The sequence below is a fragment of the Providencia sp. JGM181 genome, from assembly GCF_018257375.1.
Taxonomy (GTDB): domain Bacteria; phylum Pseudomonadota; class Gammaproteobacteria; order Enterobacterales; family Enterobacteriaceae; genus Providencia; species Providencia lanzhouensis.
Genome location: NZ_JAERJY010000006.1, coordinates 25,429 through 39,809, shown reverse-complemented (window position 1 = coordinate 39,809; position 14,381 = coordinate 25,429). Strand labels below are relative to the sequence as shown.

Here is a 14,381-nt window from a genome sequence, read left to right as displayed (position 1 = left end):
GACTGATTTTGTGTACAAATTATAGCCCCTCGTTATGAGAAGGCTCGGAGAATCAAAAATGAAAATAATTCTATCCTTACAAGGTTTGAGCTGCATGCATTGCGTCGGCTCCGTGACAAAAGCACTGCAAGCACGCCCTGATGTTGAATCAGTCAACGTCACGATTGATTACGCGGTGATTGAAAGCAGCGCTAGCGTCGAATCCCTCATTCAAACCATTGTCGATGCAGGCTATGAAGCCACTGAAGCAACTGCGCCAAATGTTGAATTGCAACTCTCTGGCTTAAACTGCATGAAATGTGCAGGAAAAACCCAGCAAGCATTAGAAGCTGTTGAAGGCGTTGCTGCCGCGGTTGTAGATACTCAACTGGCGAAAGTTTATGGCACTGCCTCTGCAGCTGATTTAATCGCCGCGGTAGAAGGCGCAGGATTCCACGCAGAACTTGCCCAAGAAGGTGCTAGCTCCCCAAAAACTGAGCCGTTGAAAACATCAATTGAACAGCCGGAAACGGGTTCAGCGGCAGTTTGTGATATTCCGGCACAAGAGTCTGACCTTGGCGAACAGCCTGACATTGCAGTGACCGATGACAGTATTCAATTATTACTCGATGGCATGACCTGCGCCAGCTGCGTCAGTAAAGTGCAAAAGGCACTTAATAGCGTACCTGGCGTGGAAAACGCACGAGTGAACTTAGCGGAACGCAGTGCGTTAGTCACAGGAACCGCTAAGCCCGATGACCTCGTTGAAGCGGTCGTAAAAGCAGGTTATGGCGCTGAAATCATCCAAGATGAAGCTAAGCGTCGTGAACGCCAGCAAGAGGTGGCTCAAGCGAATATGCGCCGCTTCCGTTGGCAATCTGCGCTAGCCCTTGCTTTAGGTGTGCCCGTGATGATTTGGGGGATGATCGGCGACAACATGATGTTAAGCGCTGATAACCACAACATTTGGCTCACTATCGGGGTATTAACGCTGCTGGTAATGATTTTTGCAGGTGGACATTTTTATCGCAGTGCATGGCAAAGCTTAAAAAATGGCAGCGCCACCATGGATACCTTGGTTGCCTTAGGTACTGGGGCAGCTTGGCTCTATTCGATTGTCGTCAATATTTGGCCTGAGATGTTCCCAGAACAAGCTCGCCATCTTTATTACGAAGCCAGCGCCATGATCATCGGTCTGATTAACTTAGGTCATGCCCTTGAGCAACGCGCACGCCAGCGTTCCTCCAAAGCCTTAGAGCGGTTATTGGATTTAACGCCACCAACGGCCCGCGTTGTTACCGAACAAGGGGAAGTCGATATGCCCCTAGCCCAAGTGAAACAAGGCATGGTGTTACGCTTAACCACAGGGGATCGTGTCCCTGTCGATGGCGAAATTATTGAAGGCGAAGTGTGGTTAGATGAAGCGATGCTAACGGGTGAGCCTATCCCGCAGCAAAAAAGCCGTGGCGATGCAGTGCACGCAGGCACCGTTGTGCAAGATGGTACCGTGTTATTCCGCGCCGCCGCAGTGGGTAGCCAAACCACGTTAGCGCGTATTATTCACTTAGTCCGCCAAGCGCAAAGCAGTAAACCGCAAATCGGGCAATTGGCTGACCGAATTTCGGCAGTGTTTGTCCCTGTGGTGGTGGCTATTGCAGTAATTTCAGGGGCAATTTGGTATTTCGTGGGTCCCGCTCCACAAATTACCTACGCGCTGGTTATCACGACCACGGTACTGATTATTGCCTGTCCGTGTGCCTTAGGTCTTGCAACGCCGATGTCGATTATATCCGGTGTCGGTCGCGCCGCAGAGTTTGGGGTATTGGTGCGTGATGCCGATGCCTTACAGCAAGCTAGCGAGCTCGATACCATCGTCTTTGACAAAACGGGTACCTTAACTGAGGGCATGCCACAAGTTACTGATATTCACCTGTTCAACGGTTTTAATGAGTCACAAGCTCTGCAATTTGCGGCGTCCCTCGAAAGTGGTTCTAACCACCCGCTGGCTCGTGCAATTGTTAGCCGTGCAAAAGGGCTGGATATTGTTGCCAATCAGCAATTTAGAACTTTGGCTGGATTAGGTGTCACCGCGGTTGTTGAAGGCAAAACCGTTTTACTTGGCAATCAAAAACTGCTGACTGAAAACCAAATTGATACCCGTGAAATCGATGAAACGCTCCATCAGCAAGCATCTCTTGGGGTTACGCCGGTGCTATTGGCGGTTGATGGTCAGATTGCGGCACTGCTGTCTATTCGCGACCCATTGCGTGAAGATAGTGTCAGCGCCCTCGCCCGTCTGCATAAACAAGGCTTCCGCTTAGTGATGCTAACCGGGGATAACCCAGTCACAGCCAAAGCAATCGCCAAAGAGGCGGGAATTGACGAAGTGATTGCGGGTGTGATGCCAGACGGAAAATCTGCGGCGATTGAAGCTTTGCAAGCCAAAGGTCATAAAGTGGCAATGGTGGGTGATGGTATCAACGATGCTCCCGCTCTTGCTCGTGCGGATGTCGGGATTGCCATGGGTGGCGGCAGTGATATTGCGATTGAAACTGCGTCAATTACCTTAATGCGCCAAAGCCTACACGGCGTTGCCGACGCAGTGTCTATCTCCAAAGGAACGCTGCGTAATATGAAACAGAACTTGTTTGGTGCCTTCGTGTATAACTCGTTAGGTATTCCGATTGCCGCCGGTATTTTATACCCAATTACTGGCACACTATTAAACCCGGTTGTGGCAGGAGCCGCCATGGCGCTTTCTTCCATTACCGTGGTCAGCAACGCCAACCGTTTATTACGTTTCAAACCTGAAAAATAGCCTTATCAAGCCACCTTTAAACCCTAAAGGTGGCTTTTCCAACATTTTGACTCAACGCAATAAATCGCCCGAATACCTCAGTGCCTTTATCATTCCTGCTCTATAATTAAGTGATTCTAATTATTTTCACTGTTTGAGGGTTCCATGTTAAATATTAATCGCGAAAAGCTCACCAACTTAGCCAATGGTGACGTGAAAAAGCAACGTAATATTTTGGCGGTTCTCGCCGTGTTATTACTGCTAGGTGGTATCGCCTGTTTAGCTAATCCAGTTGCCTCTGGTATTGCCGTCAGTGCTATTGTGGGCGTGCTATTAATCTTAAGTGGTGTCGGTGCCATTGTGAGCATCCTGAGCACCACTATCTATACGGGCTGGTCTCGCCTCTTTGGGTTTGTCATCGGGATTATTTACTGCATCGTCGGTTATGCATTTATCAAAGAGCCTTTACAGGGCTTAATCGCCATGGCAATGGTGATTGCGGCGCTGTTTATTATTGGCGGAGTAATGCGCCTATATGCCGGTATCCAACAAATTAAATCTGCGGGTGGTTGGATGCAGATTATTATCGGGGTTCTGGACTTCTTTATTGCTTACTTATTAATTGGCAATGGTCCTATTACCTCGATTGCGCTGTTAACCGCATTAATCGGTATCGAATTAATTTTCAGTGCATTTGGTTTATTCTCTCTATTAAGCCTATTAAAGCGCAAAGACTAATTTGCATAATGACTCACGCAATATAATGAATAGCGCCTGATGATGAGGCGCTATTTTTTATCTGCAATTCTTCGTAATAGACCGTATCGTGCGGTGTGATTCGCAAATTCCCACAAGATTGTTTACTCTGTTTATCTCAGTCGTTAAATCAGGATAAATATCAGATGGGAAAACTACTCGAAAACTTAAAAAGTTGGCTGCACCGGGGAGTGGCTCCGAATTATCCTTATCCTGCTGTTGATGTTCGCTTACCTAATAATATAAAGCTGCACATTGTCGGCAGTATTCATATGGGAACCGAAAATATGTTTCCCTTATCCGCCACTTTGCTCGATAAAATCAACCACGCAGATGGGCTGATTGTTGAGGCGGATATCACGCAAGCAAACTCACCTTTCCCAACGTCTACAGCCTTGATAGCGCCGATTTCCCAGCGATTAACGGACACCGAATTTGCCCTGTTTTCGCAATACTGCCAAGAGATACGTCAATCCCCCACTCAGTTTGACCATCTTCCCTCTTGGCAAGTCGCCCTGACGATGCAAGCCACACAAGCGCAGTTATTGGGTTTACGAGGTCACTATGGAATTGACTACCAACTGATCCATAACGCACTAGCCCAAAATAAGCCCATCATTGAGCTAGAAGGTGTAGACTCCCAAGTGCAATTACTGCTCGATTTACCCGATGATGGTTTGCCATTATTGCAAGATACCCTAATTCATTGGCGCGCCAATGCCCGCTCCTTGCAAACCATGATTAGCTGGTGGTTGGATTTTCAACCGGAAAATTGCGTTACATTACCGAATACCTTCAGCAAAGGGGTTTATAATGTGCTGATGACTCAACGCAATCAGGAATGGGCGAGAAAACTGAAAACCTTGCCTGCGGGTAATTATGTGGTCGCTGTAGGCGCACTGCATTTGTTTGGTGAACAGAGCTTAATTGATTATTTACGAAGCGATAATTGATCAAATCCAGTCATTAAAAAAGAAAAGGAATAATTATGACTCCGGCAGTAAAATTACTGGAAAAACAAAAAATTAAATTCACGCTACACCCTTATGATCACGATCCCAATGAGAGTAATTTTGGTGATGAAGCCGTCCAAAAATTAGGCTTAGATGCCAAGCAAGTCTTCAAAACCTTATTAGTCGCGCTTAATGGCGATCAAAAAACCTTAGCGGTGGCTGTCACCCCAGTTTCTGGGCAGCTCGATCTCAAATCTGTCGCCAAGGTATTTAAAGTCAAAAAAGTGGAAATGGCCGATCCGCAAATTGCCCAAAAAACCACGGGATATTTGCTGGGTGGGATCAGCCCATTAGGTCAGAAAAAACGCCTTCCGACCGTGATTGATAGCCAAGCTCAAGAATTTACGACTATGTTTATTTCCGGTGGCAAGCGCGGTTTGGATTTAGAACTCGCCCCAAGCGATCTGGCAAGTGTGTTAAATGCCAGCTTTGCGGATATTAAGAAAGAATCGTAAAAAACAAAAAGCCCCAATAAAGGGGCTTTTTCATACTTATCACCGATTATTTATTTTTATAAACAATCTCGCCTTTTGGCTCGTAATCAGCAGCTTTTAATGGAGAATGTTTCTCAATATAGCCTTTGAGCACTTCCGCATCCACAAAACCGGTGTTGACGTAGTTTGGATGATTATCGATAGCTGGATAACCGTCACCGCCAATCGCGTTGAAGTTTAATGTCGCCATACGGTAAGTTTTGTTCTTATCGACGGGTTTGCCATCAATCTTCACGTCGCTGATTGTGCCATCGGCATTCAGAGTCAGGCTCACATTATAGAACTGACCGTAAGCACCTGAGTCAGGTTTCATGTTAGCGACCGCTTGCAGATATGGCAGAACCTCTTCGCCTTTAAAGTCCACATACACTAATTCGTTAGCAAATGGCTGAACTTTCAGGACATCTTTATAGGTAATATCGCCGCTTTCGATGGAATCACGCACGCCGCCGCCGCTCATGATGGCAAAATCAGCCCCTGCACGCTCTTTTTGAGCCGCCAGTAGTAAATGCCCCATATTGGTTTGCTCAAAGCGCACTTTATTACGGTCACCCACCAGCTTGCCTTCCACTGAACCGACTTTCACGCCTAATTGCTGGTCGCCTTTATCTTGATAAGGGGTTAGCAATTTTGTCATTTCAGGGTTATGCGCAATTTCCTGTGTGTAGTAGACGTAATCCGATGAACCGTCGTCTTTCTTCACTTTTTTCTTCAGGTTAATTGGGATCAGCTGATAGTGTTTTAAGGTGAATTTACCGTTTTTGAATTCAAAGTCGGCACGACCTACATATTTACCCCACTCATGGGCTTGAACAATCCAGGTGCCATTTTGGTTGTCTGGCGCACATGGCGTTCCTGGCACATAGTCTTCTTGCTTGTAGTTTTTGTTCTCTTGAGACATACAAACAGGGTCTTGTGAGTGACCACCCACTATCATATCTAAATAGCCCGCGGGTAAGCTGCGCGCCATTTCCACATCCCCCGGTGCGTTAGAACCGTGGTTACCATCATCGTAGTGCCCCATATGGGTTGCCGCGATAATAATGTCTGGTTTCTCAGTCGCGCGTAGCTCTTCCACCACTTTTTTGGCTTCAGCGGCAGGGACTCGGAATTCAACATCAGGGAAGTTCGCAGGGTTACCGATTTTCGCGGTATCGTCAGTTGTTAAGCCTAAAACAGCAATTTTTACACCTTGCTTATCAAAGACTTGATAAGGTTTAAACAGACGTTTACCTGTGCTGGTTTGATAAATGTTGGCAGATAAGAATGGGAACGTTGCCCATTTTTCTTGCTGCTTGAGGACTTCTAGCGGGTTATCAAATTCGTGGTTACCAAGTGCCATCGCATCGTAGCCTACCAAATTCATCCCTTTAAAATCAGGCTCAGCATCTTGCAAATCAGACTCTGGTACACCGGTATTAATATCCCCACCAGAGAGTAATAAAACACTGCCGCCTTGCTTCGCCACTTCGTCACGAATTTCATCAACCACGGTTTTTTGTGCCGCTAATCCATACTCACCTTTTTCATTGTGCCAAAAATGACCATGATGATCGTTAGTATGCAAAATAGTGATGTTGTAGGTTTTATCTTTTTCCCACGCATTTGCCATCGCTGCGGGTAACAGCGCTAACGAGACAGTTAATGCGCATGCGGATGCCTTAAATGTCAGTTTCATACATTCTCCCTGCTGGTATAGAAATCTCTACCGATTACGTAGTTTTTTATGCGTAATAAGCTTATGAGTTAATAAGCCATGTGTTAATAGACTCAGTCTTATAGCATAAAAATGACGGCAAGATCTGAGCGGCTATGCACAAACAGAACGCTGTTACAAAGAAATGAGATCTGGATCGACTAATATTTTCCATCAATTTACCCATGCCACTCATATTGCCATTTAAATAATTTCTATATTAGTTATATTGGTTACAATTACGCAACAAACTAAAGTGATGATCATGAGTGAGCAAACAGCAGCGAATGGCGGCGCCAAACCCGCCAATAAAACGGGGAAAACCGTTTTCAGTATCCTGACGGCAATCAGTGTCTCTCATTTACTAAATGACATGATCCAGTCGCTAATATTAGCGATTTATCCCTTATTACAATCTGATTTTTCCCTTAGCTTCGCTCAAATTGGGATGATCACCCTCACTTACCAAGTCACGGCATCACTTTTACAGCCGATTATTGGTTATTACACGGATAAACACCCTCAACCCTATTCCTTACCGATAGGCATGAGCTTTACCTTGTCGGGCTTACTGCTATTAGCGATGGCAGAAACCTTCCCAACCATCTTGATAGCCGCTGCGTTAGTGGGTACTGGCTCTTCTGTCTTCCATCCTGAATCATCAAGAGTCGCACGGATGGCATCTGGTGGACGCCATGGTTTAGCCCAATCCTTTTTCCAAGTGGGCGGCAACCTCGGAGCATCATTAGGTCCTCTACTTGCCGCACTGATCATTGAACCTTATGGTAAAGGCAACATCGGTTGGTTCTCGTTCGCGGCACTACTCGCCATTATTATTCTTTTGCAAGTTAGCAGTTGGTATAAACAGCAGCATCGCGCTGCAAAGAAAAAGCCTGTTATTCACGGAGAAGTTAAAGTACTGCCTCGCAAAGTCGTGGTTGGCTCGCTCAGCGTTTTATTAGTTTTAATTTTCTCAAAGTATTTCTATTTAGCGAGCATTAGCAGCTACTACACTTTCTATTTAATCGATAAGTTTGGTGTTTCAGTACAAAACGCTCAAATTCACTTGTTTGTATTTTTATTCGCCGTTGCGGCGGGTACCATGATTGGTGGTCCTGTTGGCGATAAAATTGGGCGTAAGTATGTTATCTGGTTTTCTATCCTTGGCGTTGCCCCATTTACGTTGATTTTACCTCACGCGTCACTCTTCTGGACGGGCGTCCTGACGGTGATTATCGGGATGATTTTAGCCTCAGCATTCTCGGCTATTTTGGTATACGCACAAGAATTGATCCCAGGTAAAACAGGGATGGTTTCAGGGCTATTCTTTGGTTTAGCCTTTGGTATGGGGGGCGTTGGTGCCGCTGTCTTGGGTCATATTGCTGACCAAACCAGCATTGAGCAAGTTTATCAATATTGTGCCTTTCTACCATTATTGGGTATTTTTACTGTATTGTTACCAAATATAAACAACAAATAGGCTTATTACCTTATTTTATCCATACTTATGTTTTTATAAGTATGGATAACCCTTCCTTTATTTCACAAAAGACTTCCATAAAAACGACTAAAATAAAAAGCTTGTAACGATTTAGCCCTATCAGCTCGATTTTTTTTTAGAAACTAGGCAATTTTTTAAAGAAATTTGTTTTCAAAACCGCTAAAATAGATAAACACGCAATTTGTATTTCAAAATGGTGATTAACGTCATCAACATTTTGAAAGCCAAAGGCATGTACCCACCTTTTTATTCATAAACAAACCAGAGGAGACTTAATGGAGCATTCAACGCCCTTAATTACAACCATTGTTGGTGGTCTCGCCCTTGCATATATATTAGGCATGCTCGCGCAGCGCTTAAAAATTTCGCCACTTGTCGGTTATCTTGCCGCGGGTGTATTAGCGGGTCCTTTTACCCCCGGTTTTGTTGCAGACACCACCCTAGCCCCTGAACTCGCTGAAATCGGGGTTATTCTTTTGATGTTTGGTGTTGGTCTACATTTCTCATTGAAAGATTTATTAGCCGTAAAAGCAATTGCCATCCCCGGCGCCATCGCTCAAATAGCCGTCGCGACTTTATTAGGTCTTGGCTTATCGATGTTATTCGGTTGGGGCGTATTTACGGGAATTGTCTTTGGTCTCTGTCTGTCAACAGCAAGTACCGTTGTATTACTACGTGCACTTGAAGAGCGGCAACTCATTGAAAGTCAACGCGGGCAAATCGCTATTGGCTGGTTAATCGTTGAAGATTTAGCCATGGTTCTCGCCTTGGTACTGTTACCTGCTGCCGCAGGGATCATGGATAGTAATGAAGCCAGTTTTGGCGAATTAGCCATGAGCCTTGGATGGACAATCGGTAAAGTCGTTGCCTTTATCGTCATTATGATTGTCATCGGGCGAAAAGTTATCCCATGGATTTTATCTCGCACAGCATCAACAGGTTCTCGTGAACTGTTTACGCTTGCGGTTTTAGCGCTTGCATTAGGTATCGCCTATGCTGCTGTCGCGATTTTTGACGCTTCCTTCGCATTAGGCGCATTCTTCGCAGGCATGGTGCTGAATGAATCAGAGCTGAGCCATCGTGCGGCTCAGGACACTTTACCGCTACGCGATGCGTTTGCAGTACTGTTCTTCGTGTCTGTCGGGATGTTATTCGACCCAGTGGTTCTCATTGAGCAACCGTTAGGGATCATCGCTGTTCTCGGTATCATTATTATTGGTAAATCTGCCGCCGCGCTGGTGCTCGTACGCATGTTTGGGCACTCACGCCGTACCGCATTAACCATTTCTGTCAGCTTGGCTCAAATTGGTGAGTTTGCCTTTATTTTGGCGGGAATGGGTCTGGCACTCGGGGTAATGGATAAAGACGCTCAAAACTTGGTATTAGCCGGTGCGATTGTCTCTATCATGCTAAACCCAGTGTTATTCAGCCTGTTGGATAAATATCTGGAAAAAACCGAGACCATCGAAGAGCAGCTTCTGGAAGAAACACTGGAAGAAGAGACTCAGATCCCAGTGGATATTTGTGGTCATGCAGTGATAGTTGGTTACGGTCGCGTTGGTGGCATGCTGGCTGATAAACTGCGTCGTCGTGAAATCCCACTGGTTGTGGTTGAAGATACCCGTGCACGCTTTGAAGAGCTGGCTGAAAATGGTTTCAGTGCCATCTTAGGTAATGGTGCTAGTAAAGATATCCTAAGCCTTGCCCGTATTGAATGTGCAAAATCCCTGTTACTAACCATTCCAAACGGTTATGAAGCAGGTGAAATTGTGGCTACCGCCAAAGAGCTGAATCCGAATATCACCGTGGTCGTACGCGCCCACTATGATGATGAAGTCAGCTTTATTAGAGAACGCGGTGCAGACCACATTATTATTGGTGAACATGAGATTGCAAAATCTATCACCACGTTAATGTGCAATGATGTGGCTGAATTTGGTTGTGCTATCCCAGATGATAAGGATAAAGATAATCACAACCCAGATGGCAAAAATTTGGATGAGTATCTAAAACCGAGCCACTAAGTTCAGTGTCAATTAAGTTCATTTTTAATTGAAAACAAAAAAGCCGTAACTGATTAACGTTACGGCTTTTTTTATTATGAATTCAGCATTTGTTCAGCAAATTCACTGTCAGTCCACACAGGTAAACCTTTATCTTTGAAGAATTGAATTTCTGCGGCAACACCACCACTTTTTTCCCATCCCGCCAGCGTCAGAACAATCAAACCATCGCAACGCTTTAAAAATTCCATATCAATCGCTGACCATGCCACTTTTTGCCCTTGCGAAGCTAAGTACTGATTGATCGGGTGAGTCATGGTAATTTGGCTATAGGTTGCAATTCCTTTAAGCGCTAATTCCGCTGCATATTGGGTACAAGCTTGAAAACGCATTTCCACAACATTGCTATCAGGATCAGAATATGGGCACGCAATAAAATAAAGTTTCATTTTAATTCCTAGTGTCGTATTTAACGAATTTTGAGCAAAGTAATCCTATGAAAAATACATGAATTATTTTCCATAGGGTATAAATTAAATGGGTAATGCTTTGATTTTTATGGCTTACAGAATATCTGCAATAATAATTTTGGTTTTCGGGCGTTTTTTATTTTCAGCTAATTTAAAGTCTTTAGTGGTAGTAATGAGATAATCAATATTATCCCACCCAGCCACAAAGTTAATCGCATGCTTATGGGCTTTTGTTCCATCAGCTAACACCATCAGCTTATCACTGTTTTCCTGCATTTTTTGTGCAATGGCAGCCTCATCAACGTGTTGATCCATCACACCATGCTGAGGATGAAAAGCGCCAGCGCCGATAACCGCATAATCTGCGAAAAATTCCGTAATATTCTTTAATGCGATTGCGCCTAAGCAGGCATTTTGTGCCGCATTAAATTGCCCACCAATCAAAATCGTTTCGATGGTAGGGTTTTCCTGCAATGTACTCGCTAACAACGGTGAGTTTGTTATCACCGTTATATTATCAATCGACTTAATGCGTTGGCTAAACTCAAAGGTCGTCGTACCAAAATCAATAAACAGTGTGTCTCCGGGCTTAATTAATTCCGCCGCTTTTGCTGCTATCGCTTTCTTTTCATCAACCGCAGCTTGCGCTCGTTCTGTAAAATTACGCTCAAATTTAGACTGAATATTGACAGCCCCACCGTGAACTTTCTTTAATAATTTTTGAGTTTCAAGCTTACTCAGATCACGGCGGATAGTTTCTTGCGCCACATTAAAATGCGTTGCAAGCTCCTGTACATACACCTGACCTTGAGTCGATAACATCTCAATGATGGTTTGGTGTCGTACTTTTGAGGAGCGTCCCTCACACATAGTTTAATCCTTCTGACCATTTAACATTTCCAGCACTATACAACAGTGACAGTAATTTCAGTAGCACTCGCTTGGATTTTTGTTAAATCGATATTTTTCAGCAAAATACGACGAGTCGGTAAGCAGCGACGATGCTTTTCATACAGCACGGTATTACCTGCCATCACACGGATTGTTCCCGTTATCGCCATGTTGACTTGAATATTGAAATCCACATTTTTCGCCGTATTTTCGGACATGTTGATGCATGCAGGTACCGTAAAACGAATTGGCTCAGCAAATCGAATCGGCAATCTATTTCCTTGCTGTACATCCGTTTGATGGTGATTGGCTAATAAATCATCTGCAATATACCCGCCGGTGATCTCACCTTCTTGGTAGCACTGATCCCCCATATCCGCAGGGTGCAGCATGTTACCCGCCGCGTAATAACTACCATCAGAACAGCGGCTATGCTGGTCAGTAACAGGTTTGCCTGTACTAGCCTCAAAATTCAGGTGGCTTTTACGAATTAACGTATTTTCGCCCACAAAGCCCCCGGTAAAAATCACAGAGTCGCACTCAATTTTGCGTATTTGCCCTGCAGTTTCCACCATCACATATTCGACTCTTTCTAAACCGCCAATTTCGGTGATTTTGCTATTCACATATACTGGGGTTCCCATGGCTTTAGCAAACAATGAAGCCGGCTTGAATGCCAGAATTCGTTCGCCACTTTCAATCATGGCTTTCGCTTTTACGCCCGCATTTTTTAATGTCCATAATGCAGAGAAACTGACTAACTCACTGCCAACGATCACTGGGTTCAAACACGGTTTTTGCCCTTTTAAATAGACAAATTGTTGTAGCGCACCCGCAGTTAAAATACCTTGAGGGCGCAAGCCAGAAACTAAGCGTGGGTGACGTGGTGTTTCGCGAACGCCTGTTGCAATCAAAATGCGTTTACCGCGCATCTCAACCACGCCATCAGGAGTTGTGACTGTTAAAGTGCCATTAGGTTGTAATTGCGTCACAGTACAACGCGTTAGTATTGGTGTATCCCCTAAATTATTAACAATTTTTTCCGCAAACAGGTTGCCTTTCATTGGGCGTTTAAACACTAACAAACCGAAAGTGGGATGTTGGCAATGACGAGGAACACCACCTGCATGGGCTTCACGCTCTAAAATCGCAATATTATGAATACCACGGCGACGTAATGTTTGTGCTGCCGCGATACCCGCCGGCCCTGAGCCAATAATGATCACATCGTAATTTAAGCTCATTTCACTGCCTCCACCGCTAAGGTATTGTCAAAGCGACCGTTAATAATTTCAGCGACCTGACTGCTACAATAAAAACCGTTACAACGCCCCATCATGACGCGAGTTCGACGACGAAGTGCGCCTAAACATTCTGGTGGAATGTCAGAATCAAACGCGGCTTCAATTTCTCGTTGAGTCACTAATTCACAATGGCACACAATGCCGCCATTATTTTTACATTGGTAATCACGTTCATCATATTCAGAGAGCATCGGCATCTTAGGCCAAATTAATTCAGTTGGCGGTGATAGCTCAAATAATGCGTCAAAATTCTCTTGGTAAAGTTTCCCTAAGTGATTGGCGACCCCCAACGCTGCCGTTAAGCCCGTTGAGCGAATTCCCCCAGCACATATCCACTGCTTTTCGGGATAATCATTAATTCGATAATATTTTTCTTCCGTGGCGGGGCGTAATCCGGCATAGGTGGCCGTCACGCTGTAATTATGCAGTGATGGCAACATGCGTGAGCCTTGGTCGATTAAAGCTTGCAAGACCTCTTGCTTCACTTCCGCTTTCCAGCGGTCTTGCTGTTCTTCCGCTGTTGGGCCTAACAATAAGTTACCGAAAATGGTCTTCGATAACAGAACACCTTTAGTAATCGCGGTGGGTACTGGCAAAATGATCGCATTGATATCTGCCGCTGCTGCTTTGTCGTATACCAAAAATTGACCTTTACGCGGTTTAATCTCAAATGGTGATGGGTGGCAGATAGATTCCACGATATCCCCATTAATACCGGCACAGTTAATCACTAATCGGGCAGAAAACTCACCTTTTGATGTGGATAATGTCCAAATTCCCGCATTTAGCTCACCCGCAGTCACTTCACAATGAAATTGGTACTCTGCACCGTGTTTTACGGCTTGAGTTAAATACGCCAGTGGCGTGCTCCATGGATCAATTACCGATTCACCCGGAACTTCAACCGCTGCCAGCGCACCCTCCGCTAAATGAGGTTCTCGACGATAAAGCTCTTCTTTATCTATTATTCCCACATCCATGACGTTGTTAGTGTGTGCTTGCTCTACAATACCCGGCAGCTTATTGAGCTGCTCTTCGTTCCAAGCCACGACTAACGCGCCTGTTTTGAGTAACGGTAAATTCATTTTTTCTCTAATATCAATGAATTCCTGATACCCATCTTGCATGCATTCCAATTCTAATGTCCCTGGTGTGGCATCAAAACCGGTATGTAACAACGCGCTATTTGCTTTACTTGCTCCTGATAAAATATCGCCACCACGCTCTAACAGCAGAGTTTTAGCGCCCATCAATGTGAATTTTCGGGTCACTGCACAGCCAATGACACCCCCGCCGATGACAATGACATCCCACATTTTTTTATTATTAGCATTCATGGCTGAAATCCTTAATATAAAACTTGGACACATAAAACCACATAATTCCCACAACCTCAATACATAAAACAACACAAATCACAATAACACTCCAAAAACTTCTCACATTGTTATCTTATTGTGACAGTTCTCACATTCAC

At 44.8% G+C, this 14,381-nt stretch carries 11 protein-coding genes; 6 read left to right on the top strand and 5 right to left on the bottom strand.

From position 1 onward, the window contains the following. The first annotated feature begins 58 nt into the window (after positions 1–58). The 4 genes from copA to ybaK all read left to right on the top strand — a co-directional run bounded on the left by copA (position 59) and on the right by ybaK (position 5,000). On the top strand, positions 59–2,797 hold the full coding sequence (gene copA, locus JK188_RS02255; protein ID WP_211887796.1) for a copper-exporting P-type ATPase CopA: 2,739 nt from the start codon (positions 59–61) through the stop codon (positions 2,795–2,797). A gap of 144 nt (positions 2,798–2,941) precedes the next feature. Then, a complete protein-coding gene (locus JK188_RS02250; protein ID WP_036952163.1) occupies positions 2,942–3,514 on the top strand; it encodes an HdeD family acid-resistance protein in 573 nt (190 codons plus the stop codon). A 164-nt stretch (positions 3,515–3,678) separates the two neighbouring features. After that, a complete protein-coding gene (locus JK188_RS02245) occupies positions 3,679–4,485 on the top strand; it encodes a TraB/GumN family protein (RefSeq protein ID WP_211887795.1) in 807 nt (268 codons plus the stop codon). Between the two features lie 35 nt (positions 4,486–4,520). Further along, positions 4,521–5,000, top strand: coding sequence for a Cys-tRNA(Pro)/Cys-tRNA(Cys) deacylase YbaK (gene ybaK, locus JK188_RS02240; protein WP_036952167.1), 480 nt, complete (start codon positions 4,521–4,523; stop codon positions 4,998–5,000). Between the two features lie 46 nt (positions 5,001–5,046). On the opposite strand, the gene ushA is transcribed toward ybaK, so the two are convergent. Beyond that, the gene (gene ushA, locus JK188_RS02235; protein WP_036952517.1) at positions 5,047–6,717 is read right to left on the bottom strand and encodes a bifunctional UDP-sugar hydrolase/5'-nucleotidase UshA; all 1,671 of its coding nucleotides are present in this window, start codon (positions 6,715–6,717) and stop codon (positions 5,047–5,049) included. A gap of 283 nt (positions 6,718–7,000) precedes the next feature. On the opposite strand from ushA, the gene JK188_RS02230 reads away from it, so the two are divergent. Further along, positions 7,001–8,215, top strand: a complete 1,215-nt coding sequence (locus tag JK188_RS02230; protein WP_249215531.1) for an MFS transporter — start codon at positions 7,001–7,003, stop codon at positions 8,213–8,215. A gap of 296 nt (positions 8,216–8,511) precedes the next feature. After that, a complete protein-coding gene (ybaL, locus tag JK188_RS02225; protein WP_036952523.1) occupies positions 8,512–10,260 on the top strand; it encodes a YbaL family putative K(+) efflux transporter in 1,749 nt (582 codons plus the stop codon). Positions 10,261–10,334: 74 nt separating this feature from the next. On the opposite strand, the gene JK188_RS02220 is transcribed toward ybaL, so the two are convergent. The 4 genes from JK188_RS02220 to JK188_RS02205 all read right to left on the bottom strand — a co-directional run bounded on the left by JK188_RS02220 (position 10,335) and on the right by JK188_RS02205 (position 14,241). Continuing rightward, positions 10,335–10,688, bottom strand: coding sequence for a DUF1937 family protein (locus JK188_RS02220; protein WP_036952526.1), 354 nt, complete (start codon positions 10,686–10,688; stop codon positions 10,335–10,337). Between the two features lie 114 nt (positions 10,689–10,802). Next, positions 10,803–11,579, bottom strand: coding sequence for a DeoR/GlpR family DNA-binding transcription regulator (locus tag JK188_RS02215; RefSeq protein ID WP_051422679.1), 777 nt, complete (start codon positions 11,577–11,579; stop codon positions 10,803–10,805). Between the two features lie 35 nt (positions 11,580–11,614). After that, positions 11,615–12,844 carry an NAD(P)/FAD-dependent oxidoreductase gene (locus JK188_RS02210; protein WP_211887794.1) on the bottom strand — a complete coding sequence of 410 codons (1,230 nt, stop codon included), beginning with the start codon at positions 12,842–12,844 and terminating at the stop codon, positions 11,615–11,617. Continuing rightward, entirely contained in the window at positions 12,841–14,241 is a 1,401-nt protein-coding gene (locus tag JK188_RS02205; protein WP_211887793.1) for an NAD(P)/FAD-dependent oxidoreductase, read from the bottom strand. The genes JK188_RS02210 and JK188_RS02205 overlap by 4 nt, the downstream gene beginning before the upstream one ends. Between the last annotated feature and the right edge of the window lie 140 nt (positions 14,242–14,381).

What these genes read in the sequence shown, in the direction of transcription:
- copA (WP_211887796.1), top strand. Translation starts at nt 59, where the DNA reads ATGAAAATAATTCTATCCTTACAAGGTTTGAGCTGCATGCATTGCGTC.
- JK188_RS02250 (WP_036952163.1), top strand. Translation starts at nt 2,942, where the DNA reads ATGTTAAATATTAATCGCGAAAAGCTCACCAACTTAGCCAATGGTGAC.
- JK188_RS02245 (WP_211887795.1), top strand. Translation starts at nt 3,679, where the DNA reads ATGGGAAAACTACTCGAAAACTTAAAAAGTTGGCTGCACCGGGGAGTG.
- ybaK (WP_036952167.1), top strand. Translation starts at nt 4,521, where the DNA reads ATGACTCCGGCAGTAAAATTACTGGAAAAACAAAAAATTAAATTCACG.
- ushA (WP_036952517.1), bottom strand. Translation starts at nt 6,717, where the DNA reads ATGAAACTGACATTTAAGGCATCCGCATGCGCATTAACTGTCTCGTTA.
- JK188_RS02230 (WP_249215531.1), top strand. Translation starts at nt 7,001, where the DNA reads ATGAGTGAGCAAACAGCAGCGAATGGCGGCGCCAAACCCGCCAATAAA.
- ybaL (WP_036952523.1), top strand. Translation starts at nt 8,512, where the DNA reads ATGGAGCATTCAACGCCCTTAATTACAACCATTGTTGGTGGTCTCGCC.
- JK188_RS02220 (WP_036952526.1), bottom strand. Translation starts at nt 10,688, where the DNA reads ATGAAACTTTATTTTATTGCGTGCCCATATTCTGATCCTGATAGCAAT.
- JK188_RS02215 (WP_051422679.1), bottom strand. Translation starts at nt 11,579, where the DNA reads ATGTGTGAGGGACGCTCCTCAAAAGTACGACACCAAACCATCATTGAG.
- JK188_RS02210 (WP_211887794.1), bottom strand. Translation starts at nt 12,844, where the DNA reads ATGAGCTTAAATTACGATGTGATCATTATTGGCTCAGGGCCGGCGGGT.
- JK188_RS02205 (WP_211887793.1), bottom strand. Translation starts at nt 14,241, where the DNA reads ATGAATGCTAATAATAAAAAAATGTGGGATGTCATTGTCATCGGCGGG.